Here is a 25,623-nt window from a genome sequence, read left to right as displayed (position 1 = left end):
TTTATTTACTGTTCATTATGGTTTATCTCTATTTTTCCTGATATAATAATTTAAAAAAATGGGTAGGTGGAACTATGAGTACAGGTTTTACAGAACTATGTCCTTTTTGTAATAATTATTTCGTTGCAACAAATGAAACACATCAAACTTCTGAATTGTCTTTTAATGATTTAAAAGGGGTTATTACCACTAGTATAAATAAAAAAGAAGATAAAATTATGGTCAGTTTTTCAAAATGCCCAAAATGCCAAGAGATTTCAATTGTTGTGGTAGGTATAGGAAGTATGCATGGCAATAAAAATTTTCCTATTCGCCCTAGAACATCTGCAAAACCATTACCAGATTATATTCCTGAATCAATCAGAAAAGATTACGAAGAAGCTTGTTTAATCGTTGATTTAAGCCCTAAAGCTTCTGCAACCTTATCTCGACGCTGTTTACAAGGAATGATTCGTGATTTTTGGCCAGATTTACCAAAAAATACCTCTTTACTTAACGAGATAAAAGCTATTGAAAAGGAAGTTAATTTGGAAACAAAAGAAGTCCTTCATGCTTTACGACAATTAGGTAATATTGGTGCTCATCCAGAAAACGATATTAACTTAATGGTCGATATAGAACCCGATGAAGCTCGACAATTGATAATGTTTATTGAATTCTTAACAGAAGATTGGTATATAAAAAGACATGATCGCCAACTGATGTTAGAGAAAATCAAAAGCATTAACTCAGAAAAACAGGCAGAAAGAAGAAATCAATAATCGTCATTTTCTGCTAATAACATTCCTTCTTTACTCCAATATTGATGAACAATTCTGACTGGATTCTCTTCTGTGCCATTACCTCTTACAGCTTCAACATGTATCACCTCGACTTGTTCGACAAGTTGAGGTGTTTTCATTTCGATTTTAGGATTCATTCTGCATCCTCCTTAACTGGTAAAGCAAACGCCATAAAATCAGGGTTTACTTTTCTTATTTCCGATTCTGTAAACATATCTTGAACTAATTCAATTAAATTGTCTGACCAGTCCACAATATTATATTTGTCGTTTTCGTGATCTAAAACTAGTCTTTTATGCACATCGCTATCGTTTATAAAATCGACATAATACAATGGAGCTTCTGTCAGTTTCCAACCTTCAAGCCATGCACGAGCAAACACTTCGACATTATTATTCATCCAGTTAAACAATTTTGGAGTTTCTCTACCATCAAATACACATAAGAGTGCAGCACCTAATCCACCAACTGGAGCTTGGTCTTTTCGCATTTCCAAATACTCAGCCACAAACTCCGGAACCTCAACAGGTTTGGGTAGTGATGATTTGACTTTTTCCAAATCTCTAGTAAAACCTTTGCACAGCGTTGCCATACCTAAACCTGTGTAGTGTAAATTAGAAATACTATAATTTTCTTTTTTTTGTTCATATTCTTTTATCAGTTCATCAATAAATTTTTCCATCCTCATGCCTCCTATCTAAAATATAAATTTTTCAACTTCTTCTACATACCAGCTCATATCAATATCTTTTTTAGTTGCTCGATCATACGGCAGGAAATGTACTGGAGAACCTGGAAGCTTAGAATGTAGATCGTTCTTCGTCTGATAGATACCGCCTAGTTTTTTATTACTTGTCGCAATACCACAAACAGTATTGTTCAACTTTTTATAACTTCTACCTACCTGTTGCTCAATCGCATCATATCCTCTGGCAATTTTTCCGATATAGTAAAACTGTCCAATCGCTTCACTTTTGAACACATCAATCAAAAACGTTTGAGGTTTGATTCCTTTCAACATATAAGCATTTAGAGCTGCAGGTATAACCGGAATAGCACTGCTCAGGTAATCAACATCTGAATAAATACCCTTCTTGATAAACTCTCCAGCTGTTTTCTCTAAAATGTAGTTATTTACATCACGCTGCCAAACATTTTTTATCTTTGTTACTTTCAGATCCAGCTCATAGTGCTCTGACCATCTACTAAGCAAATCGTTTATCAGTGATTCGAAAGCAGGATTTATTTTTACTAGTATGCCATCTGTATTAGTTTGAATTAATTCTTCAATGAAGTTTTCCAAAAGCATAATAAGATGAGTGATGATCAGCTGGCCATTAACAGTAACTGCATAAAATTTCTGAGGATCATATAAGTTTGAATATGAATTATTCATCGCTCCATTGACTGCAGCAATCAAAACCTTGTACGTTTCTTGCCCAGTATCAACTTTTTTGTCATACAATTTTTTGTAAAGTTGTTTCTCTTTCACGGCATGGCTCAAAAAATTATTGTTAAGTATCAATGAAGGAAAAAACTGACGTACATCAATAAGCAAGAAATCTCCTGATCCTTTATATTTTTCCTTTGCTGCATGAACACCGCCAAAGCCAAACGTATGAGTCAAACCACAAAGAGTCATTTTTATCTTTTCAGATTTAATTTTTTCATCTTTATCGATGATGTACTGCTTTTTTATGTTGTTGTAGAAATTGATTAATTTTTCAGGGAGCTCATTGAGGTAGATCCTTTTATCATAGTCATACATCAAAACATTGGGTGTCTTTGGCTGTTTTTTTGCTTTCAAAACTTCTGCAGCTAAACCAGCACGAGTCTTCATAACAAATCTCGGATCTAGATCGAATTCCTTCACAATCTGAAACTTACTTTCCAAATACTCTTCCCTTTTTGAAAAAATGTACTCACAAATTTCAATTCGCTTCTGGCAAAAATCTTTTGCCGTTTTTGCCTTCAAATCATGGCCTAGACGAAAACCAATTTCTTCAATTGTTTTGTTCCCAAGCTCCTGGGATAAATCAATTGATATATTTTTCTGTAAATACTTGCTTTTATTATTTGAAAGAAGTAAAGCAAACTGCTTATCCATAGTTGAATAATTACCAAAGCTCACTAGATAGCTGACAGAGTCGAGAGCCTTTTTCAGACTCTCTCTGTCAGTAATAACTTGTACTTCATTTTCAGTTTTTAGAACTGCAGTGAATGAACTTTCATTTTGTAGTAACCAATAGAAAGTAAACATGGATCTCACCTAATTTCTATAATTCTCATGGGTTCCGGATAAATCGGATCATTAAGACTTTCTCGTGAATTTAAGACATCTTTTCAAGCTGGTTTTGATGTCGGATACTTATCATAAGCTTTTCGAAGAAGCTCTTCTTTTGTTGATTCTTCAAGGTACTTCTTTCCGGTATCAATGCCTGACAATACGAACATTATTTACTCACCTCTAATATGGAAGATCTTCATCACTAATATCTGGATACTGTTCATTAGGATTGTCTGCTTCATCGTCATAGGCAATAAAATCAAAATTTCTGTATGGCTTCGTTGGATCTTTTTTGTTTGGTGAGGATGTTACTTTCAGTACATATTGACTACCGATGCCATCCTGAAATGCTTGTGCCATTGTCGTTTCGTCTTCCCAATCCTCGTCCGTAAGCGTCAAACCAATTACCGCAGCGAGTTTGGCCACTAACTTAATATTTTTATTTAAGACAAACTCTGGTGTACTAGATTGATCGAAGCTCATGTTGATAAATTCTTTTCTTCCAGACATTTCACCAACAGTTACTTCATTTTCAAACGACAAGCATTCCCAGCCGCTTTTTTCAAAAATTTTATGTTCTGCTTTTGCTAAGGTCACATCATATTCACCATCCGGTAAATTGTCGAAGCCTCCAGCATTCGGATCGTCATTCTTTGGATCAAATTTTGATAATACTTCATTTGCTAAATCTTTAAGTCCCATGTTTCATTACCTCTTTCATTTTCTGTAGTAGTGTTTTAGATTTGTGGTCGAACTCGTTTGCCTGTAGCAGCGGTATTTGCTGCCACTTTTGATGCCTGTTGATTAACTGGAGCTGTCTGCTTTCTTGCTGGCTTAGTTTCTTCTTTTGTTTCAGTTTTTTCAGCTGATTCATCACTGGGAGTATCTTCTCCAGATTCAGCAGCTAGAAGAACGTCTTCTTTTTTCTCGATTTCTTTGACGATCGCTTCTTGTTGTTTTTTTGTAGTTTTTGGAGATTTCCCGAAAACGCCTGTGATTGAATCTAAGATTTTTAGAATAGCTGGATCATCCACCTGGTCTCTCATATAATCTTTCCGTCTAGCTTTGGCCACACGGATATAATTTTTCCCGACCTTCTTACATTGGATAGATAGATCACAGTTTCCGTTTACGATATTTTGATGCTTTTCTTTTAAAGAAGGAATTTCAATTTCTGTCAATCCTTCCATCTTAGAAGCATTTCTAGAAATGTAGATGACATTCATTGGTAGAGATTTCAATTCAATAACCAGCTGCTGAAAAATATTGGTGAAAGCTGCATAGCCTTTCCCATAAGGAATATCTCCTAATGTTTCAACATCTTCCTTATCACAGATGTATTGTTCGATCATTACGATAATGTCGTCAATTACATCAAGAACGACTGTTTGATAGGTATGCTTTTCTGTCTGCAGCGCAGTGATCAGTTTATCAAGTTGATCAATCACTGACCGCTTAATTTTTCCTTTTTCGTCTTTAATATTCCGAAGCTGAACTGAAGGAACAGTATTGGCTTCTGCATTTCCATCAGTATTAAAAACAAGAGGGTTTGGAAACTGTGTTGCTAGAAATGATTTCCCGCCCATAGTTGGGCCCCAGATGAAGAAATTTCTTGGTGTATCTTTTGGTACCTGTGGTTTGTTCGGTGGTAAAATCGACATTTAATTACACCCCACTTTCGATAATGTCTTTACTAGAAGTAAAAGTTTGAACAACTGTCAATTCAAAATAATCACCAGCTTCTTTATGAGATTTTTGATCGATTTTAGTACTTGTAACTAAACCAGTTGATTTCTCTTTGATTTCATCAACTTTACTTTTTGCCTCTGCTTCAGTAGTTGCATAATATTTTGTAGTTGTTTTTAATGGTCTAATCATTTTTTATTCCTTCTCTCTTTTTATTTATAAATTCAGCTTGTGACCAAAATCCTTTCTGGTCTTTGCTTTTTATATACTGGTGTTTCATTTGTTCCCTGTAATTTGCGTACCCTCCATACTGATCAATCCTTCGATCTCGATGATCAAGAATATGCTTTACAACTTTTCTTAATTGTTTTTTTGTTGCAGCATACGTGTATTGAGTAAATCTTTCTTGTTTTACAATCCGTCTTCCTGAATGAGTCACATCTACCATAAACATATAGCTAAGATGTTGTTTACCAGCATGATCACCAATTCTTAAAGAATTGGATAGCCCACAATCAAATTTAAGATAGACACTATTTGTTGAATAAGCCTCGTATTTTTGAATGACCACACCTTCTTCCAGCAATTTAGATTCGATGAAACTGGTAGCATGACGAATATCTTTAGTAGTAGATTTCATATTAGTCAGTCTTTGCCTTGATTCTGATCGAGCCTTTAACCTGAGATTCTTTCGAGTAATTTTCATAAATATCAGGTTGCTCTTTTTTTAATCTGGTGCTATCAATTGCTTTGCGGACTGTAGGAAGAACTCTAGTAATGACTAAATCACCTGTATCAATTTTCTTGATGTCGTTTTCTTCCATTTTTTTATACAGCCGCTCTCTGAACTCTTTTTGTTGCGTTTCAAGAATTTTGGCTTTTTCTTTGAATTCGATCATCTGCAGTTCAAAGCGTTCTACACGAGCAACCAGCTTATCGACATCATTACCGATCGTATAATATTCTGTTTCGGTCATATCAGGCTTTTCTTTCAAATACTCAAGACGGATCCAGAATGTTTCGATCGCATCAAGTATTTTTTCAATCGCATGCTGATCCCGTTCAATTTCTTTTATCTTAAGGTTTGATGCATCAAACTCAAGATCAAAATCGGCAGGGCGTTGATACATCGCCAACCATCCATAATCACAACCAGTTTGATGAAAATAGAGCTGCATTTGAGCTTCATAAACTTTCAGAGTTGGTTTAGCTCCGTGTGTTTTAATTTCCAAAAGGATTTTATTTTCATCATCAATACCATCGACGTTTGATCGGATCATGTCGTCCTTATCAATAAAAGTATCCGGATGAAAATGCAAACTATTCTTTGTGTTGATATATTCCCGAATAGATGGTTCCATTTTATTTCCAAATTGAATATATGGATTACTGATATTTTCTGGTTTAACAATTCCAGCTTTTTCCTGTGCCAACTGAAACTGTGTCTTGTATTTTGATAGTCCTAGAATGACCGGAACATCTGAACCACCGACAAAAGAACTCCGATTATTCGTTACATTAGTATCTGTTTTTTCTAATCCGAACATTTAAAGGCCTCCTTACTAATTTTTATACCAGTCCCTTTTTGCTACTCTCATAAACGGGAATCCTAGAACATTAGAATCAATAGATACAAATGTGAATGGTTCATTCCCGTCGATAGATTCAATATAGTTTTCCAAGAAGATTCTACGATCATAAAATGAAATATCATTAGGCACTAAAACTTCATCCTCTGAATAATACTTACCTGTAGACTTGAAATACGTTAAAGTAATGCTTATCCAATCTTTTTTTCATCTGACATTTTTTTCACCTCACAATTTAGTTCTCATATACAGTTCTTCTGAAAAATCTTGTTTTTGCTCTAAGGCTTCATACACCGCCTGTTCAATCGTTGCTTGTGTGATAAACCGAAGCACAGTAACTTTTTTAGTCTGGCCATTTCTATAGGCACGACCTAAAGCTTGACTGTAGTCCTGGTATGAATAAGTCGGTGTATAAAAGACAACTAAATTAGCATACTGAAGTTCGATACCTGCACTACCTGCCATGTACTGGACGAATGTCACTGAATTTTTTATACTTGGCCACGTTTCTTTTTTTGGCAGTTTGGAAGCTTGGCCATTTACTTCATAAATAGTTTTATCTTTGGCCAGTTTCTTCAATTCTTCTAACTCTTTTTGATAATAGTAAAAGATCACAATATTGTTGGATGTCCCTTCAAACAGCATCTTTATATATTCAAGCTTGTCTTTTTGATTGGCGTAGAACCTCAATCCATGAGCCAGTTTAGACGGTGTGTCATAATCGACATCATCATACACACGATCCTTAGAAATTTTCTTGTATTCACTTGTTTTGGAAAATGGAACATCTTTGATGACTAATGGCGGCAGATCCAGCGCATCATCCTTACTTATCGAAATAGTAAAACTGTTGTACATTTCTTGAAGATTGTCTTCATTTTTCCAGCCCTCAATTTTAGGAATACGTCTGGTACCTAAATACATTGTTCCCCATATTGCGTGACGATCATTCATCTCTTTTTTATTCTTGAAATAACCAAACATGATGAAATAATTGTAGGTATCTTCCCAGCCGTTAGATGCTGGCGTAGCTGTCAACAATTCAAAGTGGGTAGACTGCCTAGTTAGTTTTACTGCAGCTTTTCCTCTTTTACTTGTCGGATTCTTAATATAATGAGCTTCATCAAAAATCACAAACCAACCTTTATAGAGCATGTAACTATCTGCTAATTTTCCATAGCTAAGTTCTGCAAACGTGATTTCAATCTTATAAAAATTACAAACAGCTTGAATATCTCTTCGCCAACCTTGTTCTTTTAATTTTTGAGCTGGCATTACTATTAGCAGCGGTTCCCCATTTGACCACTTTAGATATTGATGAATAGAAGTGATTGTTTTACCTGTACCAGTATCTAAAGCGAAAAGAAAATTACTGTCAGCTGTATCAATGCTTTGTTTTTGAAAGTTATATAACATTTTCATGTTTGAGCATTGCGGATACTTCTTCCACTGATTTTGCAAAGAATGCCACACCTCCTGCAGATCTAATTTTTTTTATTTTACTTTTCTGCAAAGCTGACTCACGTCCTTTGCCGTCTGGTCGTTTTACTTCGATCCCAATAAATCGACCATTTACACAAGCCAAAATATCCGGAGTACCAGATGGCTGATACATAGAACCGTGTACTTTTAAATAATACGCACCTAATGAATCAAGATATTTTTTTATTTTGTCTTCTATTTTCTTTTCTGGCCCAGCCATTATTTCCCCTTTCTGTGTTATAATTTTTATAAGAATAATTTATTTAATGGCTTGTATCGTTTGCAGACGATGCAGGCTCTTGTTTTATTTGTTCTTGAATAGCTTCAGATGTTAATTGGTAAATTTTTGCTTCTACGAAACCGCATGTAATTAATCCAGTAGCTTTAGAATCAATCACATTGGACTTGATTAGTGCTGCTTCCATACCTTCGTTTTCTGACCAACCTTTAATTGCGACTACATTTGATGCCAACGAAACATCTGTATTTACACTTGCCGTAGCAATCAATTCGCCTTCATAATCTGTACCTTTAGCACCAATCAATTGAATTGCTGTATTCCCGTTGTCAGCATAACTTGAAAAGACAACTTCACTTTCGTAGTTCATAAATGTTACTTTCATCTATATCGCCTCTTTCTTGACTGCTAGTAGCTCACCTTCAGTGGTAAAGAAATTTGTCGTTCGCTCATTTCCAATTTCTACAATAGTCATGATCATTTGAATCATTTTGGATTGCGTTGTAATATTTACATTCGTTTGAACAGAATTATCTTTCACAGGTTGTTCCTCCATTCTTTTTCCAAATCTGGCACAATTGAAACGATCCATTGCTTTTTTAGACTTAATACTGGTCTTGCTTCTATCAGCCTGAACTGTGATTAACCCTTTTTTTCTAAGGCGGCAAACCCTGTTGGTAACTTGGCTATATTTCTTATTTGTTAATCGAGCTAACTCTGGGTAATTCAAAACGAATCCATTTTCATCAAATTGAATATTTTCAATAATTAGTTGGATTTCCTTCTCTGACCAATTTTTCTGAGTAACACTTGGTTTGATTTTTCCACTTTCTTTTAGCCTTACAATTCTTCCGTGGATTGATTGTTCGGATCTTCCAAGACTCTCACCTATATCTCGATAAGTTTCCTCTTGCTTATACATTGCTATGATTCGTTTATCTTCCTCAGCAGAAAATTTTCTGCCTTTAGCATCAAACGACTTCGTATAATCCGTTTTAGGTAATTGGCCATCTTTTCGCATTTTGTATATTTTCATTTCAACTGATTTTGATGGACGTGAAAGTTTCTTTGCCAATTGATCAACATTAAGAACGGCATTCGTTTCAGCAAGTAGAGCATTTTTCCTGATGTACTCGATTTCTTTGGTTGTCCAATTTTTAGCAGCCACATCTAAACACCCACTCTTTGAACTTCGCTCAAAATTTCGTCGTATTCGTGGTACATTTTAGTAAGTTGGTTAATCAATTTAGTATCTTGATCAACTAATGGTTTAGCATTTTCATGTCTGAGTAATTCAGCATAGTTATCAACTTTGTCTTTGATTGCACCGATCACTAAATCAATTTGCATTTGGTTAAGCATTGGTTTCACCTTCCTTAGAATGAGCAAAAATAAAATCAACAACTTCCTTAATATTCTTTTCAACGTAATCCATGTCTTTATACGTATCAGTTTCATTGCGAAATTTTTCAAAACCTTCTGCATACATAGGGCATAAATCTCCTGAGTGAGCACAATCAAAGCCAATCCATTGGATCCCTTCAACTTCTCCTGAAAAAGTTAATCCATAATGAGCAGGTAATTCATAATTATAGAAAGATTCGATTTCGTCATAGCTTAAGCCATGCAATATGTGAACTCTTGGTATTTCTATATAGCCGCACAGATGCCCAGAATAAGGTACACCTACTCGTCTGATGTGACATTGATAACCACAATACTGAAAGTCTTTCTCATTTCCTTCTTTTTCAACAATTTCTCTTAAATCTGAATAAATCGGCATCTAAATCCCTCCTAATTTAATCTTTTCCGTCCGACTACATATGAATGGAAATCCAATGTCCGAACAATGACATAAACGACAATTACAGCTAAACCGATCCAGATAGACATATGCGACGTAGCAACAACAAACAGAGCCATAGGAATGTCTTTCAATTTCAATGTGCTGTTCAAAATGCAGAGAATAATGATCATCATCCCAGCAACTACCCACAGACTTGACATAACGGCTAGAAATAAAACAAAAGGTGTTTCGTCTAGTGCTTTAAAAAATTTGTGTTTCAAAATTACCGCCCCTTTCCTAAAACTGAGACCACACATAAAAACCAGTTTCCATCATATCTCTGATACGTAAAGGTAAATCTAAGCCGATCACTTCTTCACCGTCGGGCATTTTTTTGATTGGATATTTAACAACGATGCTCCATAAACTTGATTCTGGTTCCTTTGATTCTAAATACACCCATTCATTTTTTTCGGAATCCTCAACATATCTGACTCTTAACTTAATTTTTTTCATTACTACTACCTCTTTCTCAAACCTTAGATTCAATAAATTTCAAAGCATGGTAGACGTGATCAAACGTTTTTTCTTCAAGGATGTCTTTACTAGCTGTAGTGATTTTGACCGACTGATTACGAGTTGGGTACAGAGTTAAGCTGTAAGTCAATTTTCTAAAATTTGGCAGATATACTGTTAGCTCTGTTACTACATCCCCTCTAAATAATTGAATATTGTTAACTCGTGCGCCTTTGTTGATTAGATTTTGTACCATGTTCAAATGCATAATTGATTTATCTTCTGTTGGACTCATTCGTTTCCCTCCTTTATCCTTAGTAAAATACTCTCGATCCATAACACTGCTATAAGAACGATTCCCATAAACGTTTCTCCCGCTGCTAAACAGATAATCGATACGATCAATAAAATTAGTGTAGAAATTATAAGTAGTAAATTTGATTCCATGTGATTCCTTTCATTGCTTGCCCAAGATTCATGATTTTTGTTTTAATACCCATTGCTTAACAGTAATGAAATCGTAAAATTTAGAATTACCGATTGTTCCATGTGGCATACCTAATTCTTCCCAAGCTCTTATTGTTTTGGTTGACACTCTCATTTTTTCAGCAATTTCAGTTTGGTTGTATGGTTGCTCTGAAATATGAACATCTTCCCTTGCAGATTTGAACTCTTCAACTGCAATTTCATAAATATGTCGTCTTAATGATTTTGCATCTTCATCGGTTAAGATTACGTTCATTGTTATACCTCCTTGATCACTTCCAATGATTCAAGTGCAGCTTTAATTTCTGGAATCTTGCTTTCAGGACTTCTACGCCCCTTCATGATGTCTGACATATACGGTTGAGAGATATTAATCGTATCTGCAAGCCACGCCTGAGTTTTATTATGTTTAGCCAACTGGACTCGAACATATGTGATAAATTCTTGTGACATCTAATCACTTCCTTTCATATTTATTATTTGTAAGCTAACTAAATTAGCTAATTTTCTAAAATTCGTTGACAACTATCCAACTATAGTGTACTATTTATCCATAGCTAAATAAGACTAGTAAAAGCCTACAAATCAACATTCCTACCGTTCCCCAACGATTTAATGTATTTGTTTTAAGGTTTTGTTTGTCAAATAATTAGCTAACTAAATTAGCTTACGAGATGAGTATAACCAACTTTAGTTGGATAGTCAACTGTTTTGTCCAACTTTTTTATACTAATCTTGTTTTAAAGCTTATAGAAAGCGTGGAAATACTGTTATGACAACATTTGAAAGGATTCAAGAACTTGCGCATAAGCGTGATAAAAATTTAAAAGAAGTGTCTCTTGAACTTGGTTATAGCAAAAACTATCTGTATACTTTAAAAACAAAAGAACCTGCAGCTGACAAATTGAGGAAGATTGCAGATTACTTCAATGTATCTACTGATTATTTATTGGGTCGTACGGACAACCCCAATATTGAAGGGAAAGAAGAAGAGTTTACTACTTTCTTTCGTATTGATACAAAAGACATCCCAGAAGAACATCGCAAGAAATTAGAAGAAGAACTTAGAGATTATTATGAGTATATGAAAAACAAACTAAAAAACAAATGATTGGATGACTGCTTGTGGACTTAGACTATGACTCTTACTTTGAATACCATGACCAAACTTACATAATTATTGATAAGATTGCTAACTACTATGGGCTTGAATTAAAAGATCTTCGTTGGAATCACTTTAAAGATTATGCGATTGATGTAGAAAATATTGAAATCATACCTTACAGATTTGGAGAGGTATTGACTGAACATTTATCTGGAAATATCATACGGTTTGACAATAATTATGGAATTTCATTTAATTCATTAATGAATTATGGAAGACAAAGATTTTCTATTCTTCATGAATTAGGACACTTTTACTTCGATATGGATCAGTCAAAGGCTTCTCAAAGTTTTTCGGATTTGTTAGAAGGGAATGGTTATTCTGAAGAAGATTTTCCTAAGGAAGCTAGAGCAAATGTATTTGCATCATTAACAATGATTAACAATGAAGCTTTAAAAGAATGCTTTAGGAAAAATATGAGTTTTGAAGACATAACTGTTGAATTTGGAACAAGTAAAGCTGCACTTTATGTTCGTATTTTTGATTTTTTGACCAAACTTTATATGCTTAATCCAAGTATTGCAAGACAAGCTTTAAACAATTATCGATATTCTGGTGATAGTTCAAAAATCCTTAGATTTATTAGTGTTAGTTTATGATTATTATGGAATGAGGAAAGAGAATGAAAAAAATTTTGGTAGCAATTGTTTTAGTGGCATTATTTATTGTTGGATGCAGTAACAAAAGCGATGATGCTTTTGTACAAGATATTGCTAACGCTCTAGAATCAAGATGGAAACTAACTGATAATGCTTCGAATGATAAAAAAGTAGATCAAGCTAAGAAAGGAATTGACGCAGAGCTTAATATCATTGATAAATATGAAAATAAAGATTTTAAAAATTTAGATTTTTCAACTCTTTCAAAAGAATATATAAGAGAGCTTAATAACGGACTATCTATTATAAAAACATACGGTGATGACATTAGCGTTTTTTACCCAAAATGGACTGATCATCAGTCAAATAGGTCCAAGATTTTAAACAAAATTAATGATATTTCTGAAATAAAAGTAAGTCCAAAATATCAAGACATGTTAAAGGAAGTTTTGAATTACAAGATAGATGATTCTGATGAACACAGCTCTGAGCCAAGAAAAGAATTTTTTATTATTGACACGATCATTAATTCTCATGAGATAGGCAACCAAGTGATGAGTTACAAAGACTATCAATCTTTTGTTGAAGGTAAATTAACCTTAGAGGGTATAGTTACTAAGTATGGGGTACCAAGTCATGTAATAGGTGGAGAAGAAGGTGATTCTCACATTGAAGTATGTTATCCAACAGATGAAACTGGATATAGTGCCGATTTAGTTTTTGAAAATAAAAAAACCGGATTTGGAGACTGGGTTCTAAGTAAAAAATCAGTTGTAGAAACTGATGGTATAGGATTTGAAAAATATACTAAACAATAGCTATTTATTTTTGAAAGGAGTGATGCCAAAAGTCATGTATCTCATTGCTTGCCCAAGTAGAAGGAGAACAAAATGGCTACATTCAAAGAATACAAAAAGAAAAATGGCGAGAAGTTATGGATGGTAACAGCTTATTTAGGAATCGACTATGTAACTGGAAAACAAGTAAATGTCACTATTAGAAATGCCAAGACAAAAAAAGAAGCCCAAAGTAAGTTAAATAAAAAGCGGATTGATTTTGAAGCAGGTATTTCAACAACCGAAGTAAATTACACTTTTCAACAAGTTTATGATGATTGGATTGAACAGTATCAACATACTGTTAAGGAAAGTACATTTGTTAAAACAAAGCGAATTTTTAAAAATCACATTCTTCCCTATTTTGGTGAAATGAGGATTAAAAAAATTAAGATACAACATTGCCAAAAGGCTATCAACCTTTGGTCTAAAAATCTTAAACGGTTTAATATGATAATGAACTATGCAGGGATGGTTTTTGATTATGCAGTACGTATTGAACTAATTAATACTAACCCAACTAAACTAGTAACCAAACCTATGGCGAAAGAAACCATTGAGGAAAAAGGAGATAATTTCTATACAAAAGAGGAATTAACGCTTTTTTTCAATTGCCTTTCAAAAGAAAACGAACCAAAAATCTATTCATTATTTAGGGTATTAGCTTACACAGGTATGCGTAAAGGAGAAGCTTTGGCTCTTACCTGGAGTGACATAAGTTTTGAAGATCAGACAATCACGGTAAACAAAACTTTAACTCGCGGTGAGGAGTCTAAACTTATCATTCAAACACCAAAAACAGGTAGTTCTAAGCGTGTTGTAAGTGTTGATGATGAAACACTCGACATATTAAAAAAATGGCGTAAAACGCAAAAGAAAGACTACTTTGTGATAGGCATAAATACATTGGGTAGAAATCAACTTGTATTTAGCAATCTTAAAAATGAGTTTTTGCAACCCACTGTTACTAGAAAATACATGAAACAAGTTTGTGATAAGTATAAGTTGAAACCAATTACTACACATGGATTTAGACACACTCACTGTAGCTTACTCTTTGAAGCAGGAGCTTCTATTAAAGAGGTTCAAGATCGATTAGGACATACAGATATTCAGACAACGATGAACATCTATGCTCACGTTTCTCAACAAAAGAAAGATGAAACTGCAGCACGTTTTGCTAATTTTATGAGTAATTAAACTGAATCTACATCAATCTCTACATCGGAAAAACAAAAAGGCGTTACAAACGTTGATATAACAACATCTGTAACGCCTTTTATTCTTTAATAATGGAGACGGCGGGAGTCGAACCCGCGTCCAAACACATTGCCACTTAAACTTCTACGTTCATAGTCATACTATTTTGAGGTTTCGCTGAAGTTCATGCCGCATAACAGGCCCAAACTCTCGCTAGTCTGATGATCTCTTCTAAATTTTACAGACGGAAAAATCTAGCGTATCCCACTTAATTTGAGACCCTTACCCGAGCACATGGGCGATGCCGGGAGGATCTTCACCCGCTGTTTTTACGCAGCTAGAGCGAAAGTATTGTTTTCGTTTTTAGCAGTTATATTTAACTGTAACGTTTTTACGTAGACGTAACCTACGAAACGCAATTCAAGCTCAACTATGCCTGTCGAATCCGTAACGTCCCCGTTTGGATTTAATAGCATACTATACGCTTTTGTTAGTATAACATATTCAATCTGACTTTTAAAGAATCAAGCGTTAATTTTAGCTCATTCTAATGACAGTAGATAACATACATACTCCAATTAGTTGGGTACAATCAATGACCTGTTCCAAATACGTTTACTAAAACCGTACCAATCACAATAAAACCAATACCAATAAAACCAATACCAATAACTGTTGGTACATTGATCTGTTCTTTCCAATAAACAACTGAAAAAATGGTAATCAAAATTATCCCAATGGCGCCCCATAATGCATACGCCACGTTTAACGGCATATATTTTATAGCTTTAGACAAACTATAAAAACAAATAAGATATGCCACCAAACATTCCACTGATGACCATAACTTAGAAAATCCATCCGTTGCTTTTAACAAGTTTGTTGCGATGACTTCGCTTATGATTGCAACAAAAAGATATACATACCCCATTGCCCGTTCTGCCTCCTAACTTATCTTCATTTTTATTATAACAAAATTCAAACAAAAATAAATGTTGATTCATTACGTAAATCCTGCATTTTCTCCACAACTAAAAAACATCAATAGATTATATACATTCAAAATCTATCGATGTTCTCCTATGAATTAAAAAATGAGATTTTTTTATTTCATTTTTATGTTTCAGTATAATAATTCAGCATCCAGTTGATCCCAAATTTATCGACGACCATTCCAAATTTTTTAGACCAGAAAGTTGCTCCAAGAGGCATCGTCACCTTTCCACCTTCCGCAAGACGACTAAAAATGCGATCGATTTTTACTTCATCTTCTGTACTGATCACAAGCGAAATATTATTTCCCTCAATAAATGGTAAGCCCATTCCATCCGGTACATCAGAAATCATGACTGGGACACCTTCAATTGTCATTGAAGCATTAATGATCAATTCTTTACAAGCTTCTGGTATTGGATTTTTAGGATCTTCTGGTGCATCGGCAAATGTCATCTTGTCTTCACAAATCACATGAAATACTGTTTCATAAAAAGCAATTGCAGCAGCGGCTTCGTTTTTAAAATTTAAGTATACCTCTAACATCTTTACCATCCTCTCACACTATTTTCAATGATTATCTCATAGGAAAATAGATTAAGCGAAAGGCATGCTCACCTCTTAATTAAAATCGGTATCGTTTAAAAGTGCTACAACGAATTGTTCTAAATATTCTTGATCTATTTCATCATATCCATTTATGACTGCGCTATCTAAATCTAAAACACCTAACAGCTTTCCGTCTTTGACCATGGTTACAACAATCTCAGAAAGTGCGGCAGAATCACAAGAAATATAGTTCTTATGGTTTTTCACATCGGAAACGATCAACGTTTTACGCTTTTCTGCCGATTCTCCACAGACACCTTTGCCCATTTTAATGCGTGTACATGAAACTTTCCCTTGGAATGGACCTAAAACTAATTCTTTGCCATCAAATAAGTAATACCCTGCAAAGACTGTATTTGGCAGAGCATCTGCTAAAAGCGCTGAAGAGTTCGCCAAATTAGCAATTTTATCATGCTCGATTTCAATGATTGCTGCCTGTTGTTGTACTAACAGCTCATATGTAGCAGCTTTTTCTTCTTTATTTTTCCACATTGTCGTGTCACTCTCTTTTCTATAAATAAAATTTGATCTTTATTGATGATTTTTTAATTATAGCATACCCCTTTATTAAAACAGACACCTCAAGCAACAACTCTGATTGTTTTGGGCTCGTTCTTTGTTTTTTTATTCGGCAGGATATTCATACTCTTCATAACAAATTCAAATGAATTCACAGTTTTTTCAAGCTTTTTTATGTTTGATTTAATCTATTAAGGTTATAGTTTAATCATAGTAAACAACCAATAACTTTGTGGATGAACGTGGTGTTAAAACTCTTTGAGGACTAACGGATGTTTATTCTCGACCTGATGAGGTGTAGGTTCGAATCCTACCGTCCACGTACGTGCATTTTGCACTTGAAATATAGATACATAAATGATTTAGAAGGGATTGATGTTCATGAAAAAAATAGTTGTTACAGGAGCAACATTATCTGCGCTCACACTTATGGCCTATACCTATTTAAAACACGTACCAAAGCATCATTATGATTATGGAAAAATATAATAAAAAAAGTTGCCTTGAACGACTAGTGTGCAAGGTAACTTTTTTTGAAGAAAAATAAATAAACAATAACAAAAAAACTATTTAAAAATCAAGTGGTATTCACCTTCTTCAGCGTTATCCAAATACTGATATAAAATCAATTCAAGAATGGCCAACATTGAAATATGAGAGGTGATTTCCATTTTATTTAAGAAAAGTTCATCTGTAAAAACATAAAAATTAACATCACTCATATTTTGAACGACATTATTATCTGCCCCTGTAATTGACACTAATAACGGGTGAGCGGCTTTTTTTAATTGTTGCATCAACTGGACCCATTCTTCATCTTTTCCCTGATAAGTTAAAATAAATACCATATCTTCAGGTTTTATTTGTCTTTGAACCACGGCTCGCATCGACTGATCTTCAGGAAATACTACCAAAAACCCAGCAGCGACAAATAAATACTTCACATACTGCATCAGCTGTTTATTCATTCCTTTAGCAAATAAGTATATAATTGGTTTCTTTTTTAAATATTCTCCTACCTTTCTTAAACTATTTTTATCAATCACCCGAACAGATTCATTGATATTTTTAAGATATTCCTCGCGGTAATCTTTTTGAGAAACAACAAAAGGACTGACTTTTTCTTCTTTTTTCTGATTTAATAAGGTATATTTTATAACCGTCGTAAATTCACTATAGCCAGAAAAACCGATTTTTCTAACAAATCTTAAAAAAGTCGTGGTTGATACAAAGCAATCATCCGCTACCTCTCGAATACTCTTATTTTTGATCTCATTTAAATTTTTTACAACATAGTCAAACAGTAGATGTTCATTTTTAGTTAACTCTGAAACATGAGGGTTTACTACTTCAAAAAAGTCCATTTATTTCCCTCCTATCTGATTTTAGGAATACTTTGCGCAATACAATGAATATTTCCACCACCGAGCAAAATTTCCCTTGCAGGGACACCAATAATTTTACGATTTGGATATAATTGTTTCAATAATGCTTCGGCTGCTTGATCATTTTTATCATTAAATACAGGATAAATAATACCATCATTAGCTGTGTAATAGCTCACATAGCTTGCTGTCAGTCGATCTCCTGGAAACCTTGGCAACATGCCGTTAACGGGATCTACGCCCTGACTTTCTTCTGTTGTAATGTACATTGGTTCAGGCATTAGCATTTTGTGAATCGTAAGTTTTCTCCCTTTGGCATCTGTTTCATTTATCAATTGTTCATAAGCTGCTTTAGAGATTTCATACTGAGGATCCTCAGTATCTTCTGTCCATGTAAGGACAATTTCACCGGGTCTAACAATATTAAGCATATTATCGATGTCTCCATTTGTTTCATCCAAGAAAAAACCTTGTTTTAGCCAAATAATTTTTTCTACATTACAATAACTTTTCAATTGCTCTTCTATTTCTCCTTTAGAAAGTTTACCATTTCTCCCTTCTGAAAGTAAAACTTCTTCCGTTGTAAACAGTGTGCCCTCACCATCCAAGTGAATGGAGCAACCTTCTAAAATGAAATCATCTAGAGAATAATAATCGATACGATTGAATTCGCATAGTTTTTCTGCAATCAAATCATCCTGATCCCATGGAAAATAAAGTCCATCTAATAAACCACCCCACGCGTTAAACCGCCAATCTACGCCACGAACTTCTCCTTTTTTATTCGTTACATAAATTGGGCCATAGTCTTTGATCCAAGCATCATTATTACTCATTTCCATTACTCGAATTGGTGCTGGCAATACTTGACGTGCATTTTTATATTGTTTAGCCGAAACGAACATTGTAACTGGTTCAAACATAGAAATAGCTTGTGCGACTTGCGCATAAGCTGTTTGAGCAGGTTTCCCACCGTTACGCCAATTATCCGCTCGTTCTGGCCAAATCATGTATGTTTCTTGATGGGGCTCAAATTCTCCAGGTGCGTAAAAACCGTCCTTTTTAGGATTGCTAGATGTTAATTTCATACGAGCTGCCCTCCTTTATCTTCCTCATCATTTTTATATGTAAGCGATATATTTTAATATAGCAGAAAGAAAGAGTAGAAACTAGTTTTTGCTTCTACTCTTTCAAAAAAAGCTAGGCTGTAATAATTGTACCGGTTTCTTCTGTTAGTAAGTTTTTGACATTTTCTAAAGAAGTAATTACGGCTTTACCCTTAGCATTTTCTTTAATAAAAGTTATTGCCGCTTGCACTTTTGGAAGCATACTACCAGGAGCAAACTGATTTTCCTCAACATACTTCTCCATATCCGCTACGCTAACTTTAGTTAAATCAGACTGATTAGGTTGATTGAAATTAATGCTAACATGATCTACACCCGTCAAAATGACTAACATATCGGCATGAACCAAAGCGGCAATTTTTTCAGAAGCAAAGTCTTTATCAATGACAGCCTCCACTCCTTGATAGGTTCCATCCTTAACAATTACAGGAATGCCGCCTCCGCCACCTGCAATCGTAATGATCCCATTTTCTACCAATTGTTTGATCACAGGATATTCAACGATGCCAATTGGTTTTGGTGAAGGAACGACCTTACGGAAACCGCGCCCAGAATCTTCAACAAAAGTTGCTCGTGTTTTCTTTTTTTCTGCTTTCATTTCTGCTTCACTTAAAAAAGGACCAATTGGTTTGCTGGGTGTTTGAAAAGCAGGATCCGTTTCACTTACAACAACTTGGGTTAAAATGGTTGCTGCATTCTTAGAGATATTCCTTTTTTTTAACTCATCGACTAGCGCATTTTCTAGCCAGTAGCCAATGCTACCTTGGGTCATTGCAACGGCCGTATCAACAGGCATTGCTGGATTTTTCTCCGTTGAGCCTTTTTGTTGCTGTAATAATAAATTCCCTACTTGAGGGCCATTTCCGTGTGTGATGATCAATTCATGACCTGCTTCGACAAAATCAGCTAAATAATAAGCTGTTTGCGCTAACGCTTTTTGCTGTCCTTTGGCACTAGGGTCTGTCGTTAAAATCGCATTTCCTCCTAGTGCAACTACGATACGTTTTTTCACTTAGTCCACCTCACTTTGGCACTTGCTGGGTAATACAGTGAATATTCCCACCACCTAATAGAATTTCTCTAGCAGGCACGCCAACAATCTTTCTGTCAGGATATAATTCTTGTAATAACGCAATCGCTTTTTCATCATTCGGATCATCAAATAATGGTAAAACAATCCCACCATTCGCTGTGTAATAATTTGCATAACTCGCTGCTAATCGATCCCCTTTTTCTCTTGGTAGTGTTCCTGCTACAGCATCTACGCCCAAACTTTCCTCTTCTGTTATTAAGATAGGTTTAGGTACGTACAATTTGTGGACCACTAACTTGCGACCATGAGCATCTGTTTCGTTTTCTAAAATCTCCAAACATTCTTTTGAGATTTCATATTGGGGATCATTTTCATCGTCGGTCCAAGCTAACACAACTTCTCCTGGTTTCACGAAATTCACGATATTATCCACATGACCATTGGTTTCATCTAAATAAATACCACGTTTTAACCAAATGATTTTTTCTAATGAAAGATATTCTTTTAACACTTGTTCTATTTGTTCTTTCGAAAGTTGGGCATTTCGACCTTCTGAAAGTAAACATTCCTCTGTTGTGATCAATGTTCCCTCACCATCAACATGAATTGAACCGCCTTCTAAAACAAAATCATTTAAACGGTAGCGATCTTTCCATTCGACTTCACATATTTTTTGTGCGACTTGGTCATCTTTATCCCAAGGAAAATAAAGACCATCAACCAAGCCTCCCCATGAATTGAAGGTCCAATCTACTCCACGAATTTCTCCCTTATCGTTTTTGACAAAGGTCGGGCCACAATCTCGAACCCAAGCATCATCATTAGCGATCTCAACAACACGAACTGTTTCAGGCAACATATGACGTGCATTATCATACTGTTCAGCAGAAACACCGACAGTCACTGGTTCAAATTCAGTGATAGCAACTGCTACATCCACAAATGTTTTTTGTGCTGGCTTACCACCATTACGCCAATTGTCTGGACGCTCTGGCCATAAAATATATACGCCTTGGTGCGCTTCAAATTCTCCCGGCATACGGAATCCGTCTTTTTTCGGTGAACTATCAATTGTTTTCATGGTCTAAACTCCCTTTTTCTTGATTTTTTTCTACTTCTTTTTTCGTATATTCTTTATCCCCTAAGCGTATACAGATTTCCCCAATAATTGTTGCAGCAAGTGTTCCAATCAAGATTGGTATTTTTTCAGTAAACTCGGCACTTGATAACGGTACAATTGAGAAAAATAGTGTAATGATCAATAACGCCAATGGAATATAAGCGATAATTTTCAATAGTACAGGACCACCTGGTACTTTGAATGGTCGTTCTTTAGTTGGATCGATTTTACGTAATTTTAAGAAAGCTGGAAACATCATAATATAAGATAGTAATAATGCCACCACATTTAATGCAAAGAATGCCCAAAAGATGTTTTCGTTTGGAATAAATGGTGCTGCAATCACTAGCACCGAAGCAACTACTCCATTCACAACAGAAGCTCCGACTGGCATTTCATTTTTAGGGTTTTCTTTTGCAAAGATTTTTGGCATATCATGATTTTTAGCGGCATAAAAAGCAACATAGTTTACCCCCAACGCCCATGAGATCAGATTGGCTGCTAATGTGTACATGAACAATAGACCAATAATGATTACAAACGGATTGATGCCACCAACTAATAAGATAAAACTATCGATCAATCCACCCGATGTCGACAATTGATCTGCTGGTACTGCCGCTCCCATTCCAAATGCAGCAAATAGATAGAAGAACGCAATTAAAATCCCTCCGAAAATGATTGCTTGCGGAATTTGTTTTTTAGGATTTTCCATATCACTTGCTAAAGTGGTCACTACTTCAAATCCTAAGAAGTTAAATAAAATGACAGAGATAAAACTTAAACTTTCCAAATCAAAAGTAGGCAATAATGCTTTTCCAGAAAAATCATTTGCCATCCCTTTTGTCACCGCATGATAAATCCCTAACACACCTAAACAGACCATGATTGCCACCTTAGCAAAAGCAGCCAGGTTCAAAATCCATTTACTATCACTAACAGGATAACAACTAATGAAAGTAACTGCCCAAATAAATACTAATTGGCCAATTATTAACGCTGACGTTCCTAACTCCAATCCGAAAATTTGGGTCATAACTTCAGTGAAAAGAACGGCTAAACTTGCCATCCAAATTGGAAAATTAATCCAATAAAACCACGCCACACGAGCACCCCAGCGCCGACCAAAAGCCATTTTTACCCAATCATAAATACCACCGTCTCCCGTATATGTTGTTCCTAGTTCAGCTGAGATCAAGCCATAAGGCAAGAAGAATAAAATTAACAAGATGCCCCACCAAAAAAACTGCGACGAACCGATTGCAGCTGCAGGAGCGGCAGATTCCACAACGAGTATGACAACGACTGCCATTAGAACTGCGTCAAACAACCGAAATTTCTTTTTTTCTTTCATGTTTTGTACGCACCTTTCATTAAAGAGATTGAAATAGAAGCAGGAAGTATGTTCAGCATCAACACCACTTCTATTTCAAAATTTCTTAAAAATCACTTAGCGACTACAGCATTTCTTAACATCAGTTCAAATTCTGCATCATATTGTTTTCCAACTGCTTCGCTTGCATAATCCAAGTATGGATTCATGAAGTAAATCAATAAAGATCGCATTGCAGTTAGACGATTTTCAGCCTCATCTAAAACAACTGAATAAGGAGCATCTAACACTTCATCTGTCACCTCTTCACCTCTTGTTGCAGGTAAACAGTGTAAAAATTTAACATGAGGTGCAGCTAGATCGATCAATGACTGATTCACTTGATATTTTGGATAGAAAGTAGCCATACGTTCTTCTTCTGATAATTCTGCTTCATATAAACCATACCAAACATCTGTATAGATAAAGTCAGCATCTTTCATCGCTTCTTCCGCATTTTCTGTAATCAATACACTACCACCAGAGAGTTCTGCATTCTTTTGCCCAATTGCTAAGGTCTCCTCTTTGATTTGGAAACCTTTTGGTCCAAATTGAACAAAATCCATGCCCATTTTTGTTGCCATGAACATTGTGGAAACACATACTTGAGTAGCATCACCGACAAAAACAATTTTACAATCACTCAGTTTTTTACCAGCTGGTAAATGTTCTGTCATGGTAATAATGTCGCCTAATTCTTGTGTAGGATGATTATAATCACTCATTCCATTAATAACTGGAATTGTTGCATCTTTTGCTAAATCAACGATTGTTTGATGACGTTCAACACGCGCCATTAAAATATCGACTAAACGAGATAATACTCGAGCGGTGTCCCCTACTGATTCATGCCCACCTAATTGAATTTGCCCAGGTGCTAGGTACTGTGCATGACCACCAAGTTGTGTCATAGCTGTTTCAAACGATACTCTAGTTCGAGTTGAGGATTGTTCAAATATCATTCCTAAAGTCTTATCTTTTAAAAGTGGAGGATAATAACCATTCTTAATTGATTCTTTTAGTTTTAAAGCAAGTTGGATCATAAAATCGATTTCTGCTTTCGTAAAATTATTTGTATCAACAAAGTCTCTTTTTTTCATTTTTTCTTCCACCAATCTATTTTTAATTTTATTGTCGGATTCCTCGAGTTTTCCTTTTGACGAGATAAGCATACCTCGAACTTGATCGTTTTTAAAGCGGTTTCTAAACTCTTGACGAAGAGAAAAGCCGCTTGTATTTTGTTCCATTTTGAGTAACAGGTTACATCACAAAAAAGTATGGACATAGAAAAAGACAAAGACGAGTTTGAACAACTCATCTTTGTCTTTATTTTTTGTTTAAGGTAACTTTAATTCGTCAAATCTTCCCCATTTGTTGCGATAACTTTTTTATACCAGTCAAACGATTTTTTCTTCGAACGTTTTAAGGTTCCATTACCTTCATTATCACGGTCTACGTAAATGAAGCCATAACGTTTTTTCATTTCACCTGTTCCTGCAGATACTAAATCAATACAGCCCCATGTTGTGTACCCTAATAAGTCCACACCATCAAGTTCTACGGCATCTTTCATCGCTTGAATGTGTGCTGCTAGATAGTCAATACGATAATCATCAATGACTTGGCCATTTTCATCTGGTACATCTACTGCTCCTAAGCCATTTTCCACGATAAATAAGGGTTTTTGATAGCGATCATACAAATCGTTCATGGTTGTGCGTAACCCTAGCGGATCAATCTGCCAGCCCCATTCACTTGCTTCTAAATAAGGGTTTTTCACTGAAGCAAAAATGTTTCCTGCTGTTTTTTCATTGATCGCTGGATCTGTTGATTGAACACGTGATGAGTAATAGGAGAATGAAATAAAGTCAACTGTGTGTGCTTTCAACAAGTCTAAATCCCCGTCTTCAATTGGCAATTCGATGCCTTCGCGTTCTAATTCTTTAAGTGCATACGCTGGGTATTCTCCACGAGACTGAACATCGATAAAGAAGAAGTTTTCGCGATCCGCTTTACGTGCCGCCCAGACATCTTCTGGTTTACATGTATAGGCATAATTTGTTCCAGCCGCTAACATACAACCCACTTGGTTTTCAGGATCAACTTCATGAGCGATTTTCGTAGCGATGGCACTTGCCAATAATTCGTGGTGTGCCGCTTGGTATTTCACTTGTTCTTTATTTTCTCCTTCTTCAAAATAAAGACCAGCTCCCATAAACGGTGCGTGTAAGATCATATTGATTTCATTAAACGTCAACCAATATTTTACTAACCCTTTATAACGATTAAAAATAACGTTACATAGATTTTCATAGAAACCAACCATTTCGCGACTACGCCATGCCCCATATTTTTCTACTAAATGCATTGGGCAATCAAAGTGAGTGATGGTTACAAGAGGTTCAATGTTGTGTTTGCGACATTCTTTAAACAAATCTTCATAGAATTTCAAGCCTTCTTCATTCGGCTCTGTTTCGTCTCCCAAAGGGAAAATTCGGCTCCAAGCAATAGATAAACGGTAAGTTTTAAAGCCCATTTCACCAAATAAGGCGATATCTTCTTTATAACGGTGATACATATCGATTGCATTTTGTGCTGGGTAAAAATGTTCCTCGTCAAACGCAAACATTTTTTTCTCCCCAGTAATCACTGGAAAACGATCTGGTCCAACTGGTGCTAAGTCAACGTTCGCTAAACCGCGACCACCTTCGTTATAGCCACCTTCGCATTGATTGGCCGCAGTTGCGCCGCCCCATAAAAAGTCTGTTCTAAATCCCATCTCAAATCATCCTCCAATTTATTAGAATAAAAGG

General features: G+C 35.3%; 35 protein-coding genes and 1 other RNA gene. 5 read left to right on the top strand and 31 right to left on the bottom strand.

What is annotated here, in order from left to right:
• Positions 1-74 precede the first annotated feature (74 nt).
• Positions 75-761 (top strand): DUF4145 domain-containing protein, encoded by a 687-nt coding sequence (locus I586_RS00325; protein ID WP_010765177.1) that lies wholly within the window; start codon positions 75-77, stop codon positions 759-761.
• On the opposite strand, the gene I586_RS17335 is transcribed toward I586_RS00325, so the two are convergent.
• The 20 genes from I586_RS17335 to I586_RS00230 all read right to left on the bottom strand — a co-directional run bounded on the left by I586_RS17335 (position 755) and on the right by I586_RS00230 (position 11,305).
• On the bottom strand, positions 755-919 hold the full coding sequence (locus I586_RS17335; protein WP_010765178.1) for a hypothetical protein: 165 nt from the start codon (positions 917-919) through the stop codon (positions 755-757). The two genes, I586_RS00325 and I586_RS17335, sit on opposite strands and share 7 nt — an antisense overlap.
• A complete protein-coding gene (locus I586_RS00320; protein ID WP_010765179.1) occupies positions 916-1,464 on the bottom strand; it encodes a DUF1642 domain-containing protein in 549 nt (182 codons plus the stop codon). The genes I586_RS17335 and I586_RS00320 overlap by 4 nt, the downstream gene beginning before the upstream one ends.
• A 15-nt stretch (positions 1,465-1,479) precedes the next feature.
• Positions 1,480-3,042, bottom strand: coding sequence for a hypothetical protein (locus I586_RS00315; protein WP_010765180.1), 1,563 nt, complete (start codon positions 3,040-3,042; stop codon positions 1,480-1,482).
• 207 nt (positions 3,043-3,249) lie between these two features.
• The gene (locus I586_RS00310; protein ID WP_010765182.1) at positions 3,250-3,771 is read right to left on the bottom strand and encodes a DUF669 domain-containing protein; all 522 of its coding nucleotides are present in this window, start codon (positions 3,769-3,771) and stop codon (positions 3,250-3,252) included.
• A gap of 35 nt (positions 3,772-3,806) precedes the next feature.
• The gene (locus I586_RS00305) at positions 3,807-4,730 is read right to left on the bottom strand and encodes an AAA family ATPase (protein WP_010765183.1); all 924 of its coding nucleotides are present in this window, start codon (positions 4,728-4,730) and stop codon (positions 3,807-3,809) included.
• Positions 4,731-4,734: 4 nt separating this feature from the next.
• On the bottom strand, positions 4,735-4,947 hold the full coding sequence (locus I586_RS00300) for a hypothetical protein (RefSeq protein WP_010765184.1): 213 nt from the start codon (positions 4,945-4,947) through the stop codon (positions 4,735-4,737).
• Positions 4,940-5,395 carry a hypothetical protein gene (locus tag I586_RS00295; RefSeq protein ID WP_010765185.1) on the bottom strand — a complete coding sequence of 152 codons (456 nt, stop codon included), beginning with the start codon at positions 5,393-5,395 and terminating at the stop codon, positions 4,940-4,942. The genes I586_RS00300 and I586_RS00295 overlap by 8 nt, the downstream gene beginning before the upstream one ends.
• Position 5,396: 1 nt before the next feature.
• On the bottom strand, positions 5,397-6,302 hold the full coding sequence (locus I586_RS00290; RefSeq protein WP_010765186.1) for a lambda-exonuclease family protein: 906 nt from the start codon (positions 6,300-6,302) through the stop codon (positions 5,397-5,399).
• Positions 6,303-6,572: 270 nt separating this feature from the next.
• Complete coding sequence (locus I586_RS00280) at positions 6,573-7,760, bottom strand: SNF2-related protein (protein ID WP_034701615.1); 1,188 nt, start codon at positions 7,758-7,760, stop codon at positions 6,573-6,575.
• A complete protein-coding gene (locus I586_RS00275; protein WP_010765189.1) occupies positions 7,750-8,046 on the bottom strand; it encodes a VRR-NUC domain-containing protein in 297 nt (98 codons plus the stop codon). Before I586_RS00275 ends, I586_RS00280 begins: the two co-directional genes overlap by 11 nt.
• A gap of 43 nt (positions 8,047-8,089) precedes the next feature.
• Complete coding sequence (locus I586_RS00270; RefSeq protein WP_010765190.1) at positions 8,090-8,449, bottom strand: hypothetical protein; 360 nt, start codon at positions 8,447-8,449, stop codon at positions 8,090-8,092.
• Positions 8,450-9,232 (bottom strand): helix-turn-helix domain-containing protein, encoded by a 783-nt coding sequence (locus I586_RS00265; protein ID WP_010765191.1) that lies wholly within the window; start codon positions 9,230-9,232, stop codon positions 8,450-8,452.
• Between the two features lie 2 nt (positions 9,233-9,234).
• Positions 9,235-9,426, bottom strand: a complete 192-nt coding sequence (locus I586_RS00260) for a hypothetical protein (RefSeq protein ID WP_010765192.1) — start codon at positions 9,424-9,426, stop codon at positions 9,235-9,237.
• The gene (locus I586_RS00255) at positions 9,419-9,847 is read right to left on the bottom strand and encodes a hypothetical protein (RefSeq protein WP_010765193.1); all 429 of its coding nucleotides are present in this window, start codon (positions 9,845-9,847) and stop codon (positions 9,419-9,421) included. Before I586_RS00255 ends, I586_RS00260 begins: the two co-directional genes overlap by 8 nt.
• A gap of 11 nt (positions 9,848-9,858) precedes the next feature.
• Positions 9,859-10,131, bottom strand: coding sequence for a hypothetical protein (locus tag I586_RS00250; protein WP_139242600.1), 273 nt, complete (start codon positions 10,129-10,131; stop codon positions 9,859-9,861).
• A 16-nt stretch (positions 10,132-10,147) separates the two neighbouring features.
• Complete coding sequence (locus I586_RS00245) at positions 10,148-10,366, bottom strand: hypothetical protein (RefSeq protein WP_010765195.1); 219 nt, start codon at positions 10,364-10,366, stop codon at positions 10,148-10,150.
• Between the two features lie 16 nt (positions 10,367-10,382).
• Positions 10,383-10,661, bottom strand: a complete 279-nt coding sequence (locus I586_RS00240; RefSeq protein WP_010765196.1) for a hypothetical protein — start codon at positions 10,659-10,661, stop codon at positions 10,383-10,385.
• Positions 10,658-10,813, bottom strand: a complete 156-nt coding sequence (locus tag I586_RS17225) for a hypothetical protein (protein ID WP_010765197.1) — start codon at positions 10,811-10,813, stop codon at positions 10,658-10,660. The genes I586_RS00240 and I586_RS17225 overlap by 4 nt, the downstream gene beginning before the upstream one ends.
• A gap of 28 nt (positions 10,814-10,841) precedes the next feature.
• On the bottom strand, positions 10,842-11,108 hold the full coding sequence (locus I586_RS00235) for a helix-turn-helix domain-containing protein (protein ID WP_010765198.1): 267 nt from the start codon (positions 11,106-11,108) through the stop codon (positions 10,842-10,844).
• A 2-nt stretch (positions 11,109-11,110) separates the two neighbouring features.
• A complete protein-coding gene (locus tag I586_RS00230; RefSeq protein ID WP_010765199.1) occupies positions 11,111-11,305 on the bottom strand; it encodes a helix-turn-helix domain-containing protein in 195 nt (64 codons plus the stop codon).
• Positions 11,306-11,624: 319 nt separating this feature from the next.
• Here I586_RS00230 and I586_RS00225 point away from each other — a divergent pair, with 319 nt between their 5' ends.
• From I586_RS00225 to I586_RS00210, 4 genes are all read left to right on the top strand, one after another.
• Positions 11,625-11,963 (top strand): helix-turn-helix domain-containing protein, encoded by a 339-nt coding sequence (locus I586_RS00225; protein ID WP_010765200.1) that lies wholly within the window; start codon positions 11,625-11,627, stop codon positions 11,961-11,963.
• Positions 11,964-11,977: 14 nt separating this feature from the next.
• Complete coding sequence (locus I586_RS00220) at positions 11,978-12,616, top strand: ImmA/IrrE family metallo-endopeptidase (protein WP_010765201.1); 639 nt, start codon at positions 11,978-11,980, stop codon at positions 12,614-12,616.
• A 23-nt stretch (positions 12,617-12,639) separates the two neighbouring features.
• Positions 12,640-13,434, top strand: a complete 795-nt coding sequence (locus I586_RS00215) for a hypothetical protein (RefSeq protein WP_010765202.1) — start codon at positions 12,640-12,642, stop codon at positions 13,432-13,434.
• 72 nt (positions 13,435-13,506) lie between these two features.
• On the top strand, positions 13,507-14,652 hold the full coding sequence (locus tag I586_RS00210) for a tyrosine-type recombinase/integrase (protein WP_010765203.1): 1,146 nt from the start codon (positions 13,507-13,509) through the stop codon (positions 14,650-14,652).
• Positions 14,653-14,742: 90 nt separating this feature from the next.
• Here the strand turns inward: I586_RS00210 and ssrA are convergent.
• From ssrA to I586_RS00160, 11 genes are all read right to left on the bottom strand, one after another.
• Positions 14,743-15,110, bottom strand: a transfer-messenger RNA (tmRNA) gene (gene ssrA / locus I586_RS17030).
• Between the two features lie 134 nt (positions 15,111-15,244).
• Positions 15,245-15,583 carry a DMT family transporter gene (locus I586_RS00205; protein WP_010765204.1) on the bottom strand — a complete coding sequence of 113 codons (339 nt, stop codon included), beginning with the start codon at positions 15,581-15,583 and terminating at the stop codon, positions 15,245-15,247.
• Positions 15,584-15,768: 185 nt separating this feature from the next.
• A complete protein-coding gene (locus I586_RS00200) occupies positions 15,769-16,200 on the bottom strand; it encodes a VOC family protein (protein WP_034701302.1) in 432 nt (143 codons plus the stop codon).
• Positions 16,201-16,266: 66 nt separating this feature from the next.
• A complete protein-coding gene (locus I586_RS00195; protein WP_010765206.1) occupies positions 16,267-16,746 on the bottom strand; it encodes a GAF domain-containing protein in 480 nt (159 codons plus the stop codon).
• Positions 16,747-17,339: 593 nt separating this feature from the next.
• Positions 17,340-18,137, bottom strand: coding sequence for a MurR/RpiR family transcriptional regulator (locus I586_RS00190; RefSeq protein ID WP_010765208.1), 798 nt, complete (start codon positions 18,135-18,137; stop codon positions 17,340-17,342).
• 11 nt (positions 18,138-18,148) lie between these two features.
• The gene (gene aguA / locus I586_RS00185) at positions 18,149-19,246 is read right to left on the bottom strand and encodes an agmatine deiminase (RefSeq protein WP_010765209.1); all 1,098 of its coding nucleotides are present in this window, start codon (positions 19,244-19,246) and stop codon (positions 18,149-18,151) included.
• Positions 19,247-19,358: 112 nt separating this feature from the next.
• On the bottom strand, positions 19,359-20,297 hold the full coding sequence (gene arcC, locus I586_RS00180) for a carbamate kinase (protein WP_010765210.1): 939 nt from the start codon (positions 20,295-20,297) through the stop codon (positions 19,359-19,361).
• 10 nt (positions 20,298-20,307) lie between these two features.
• On the bottom strand, positions 20,308-21,399 hold the full coding sequence (aguA, locus tag I586_RS00175; RefSeq protein ID WP_010765211.1) for an agmatine deiminase: 1,092 nt from the start codon (positions 21,397-21,399) through the stop codon (positions 20,308-20,310).
• On the bottom strand, positions 21,386-22,792 hold the full coding sequence (locus I586_RS00170; protein WP_010765212.1) for an APC family permease: 1,407 nt from the start codon (positions 22,790-22,792) through the stop codon (positions 21,386-21,388). Before I586_RS00170 ends, aguA (I586_RS00175) begins: the two co-directional genes overlap by 14 nt.
• Positions 22,793-22,884: 92 nt before the next feature.
• Positions 22,885-23,910 (bottom strand): putrescine carbamoyltransferase, encoded by a 1,026-nt coding sequence (ptcA, locus tag I586_RS00165; protein ID WP_010765213.1) that lies wholly within the window; start codon positions 23,908-23,910, stop codon positions 22,885-22,887.
• Between the two features lie 248 nt (positions 23,911-24,158).
• Positions 24,159-25,589, bottom strand: a complete 1,431-nt coding sequence (locus tag I586_RS00160; protein ID WP_010765214.1) for a 6-phospho-beta-glucosidase — start codon at positions 25,587-25,589, stop codon at positions 24,159-24,161.
• Positions 25,590-25,623: the final 34 nt, after the last annotated feature.

The organism is Enterococcus moraviensis ATCC BAA-383, assembly GCF_000407445.1.
GTDB classification, from domain to species: domain Bacteria; phylum Bacillota; class Bacilli; order Lactobacillales; family Enterococcaceae; genus Enterococcus_L; species Enterococcus_L moraviensis.
This window is presented reverse-complemented; position numbering and strand designations above follow the sequence as displayed.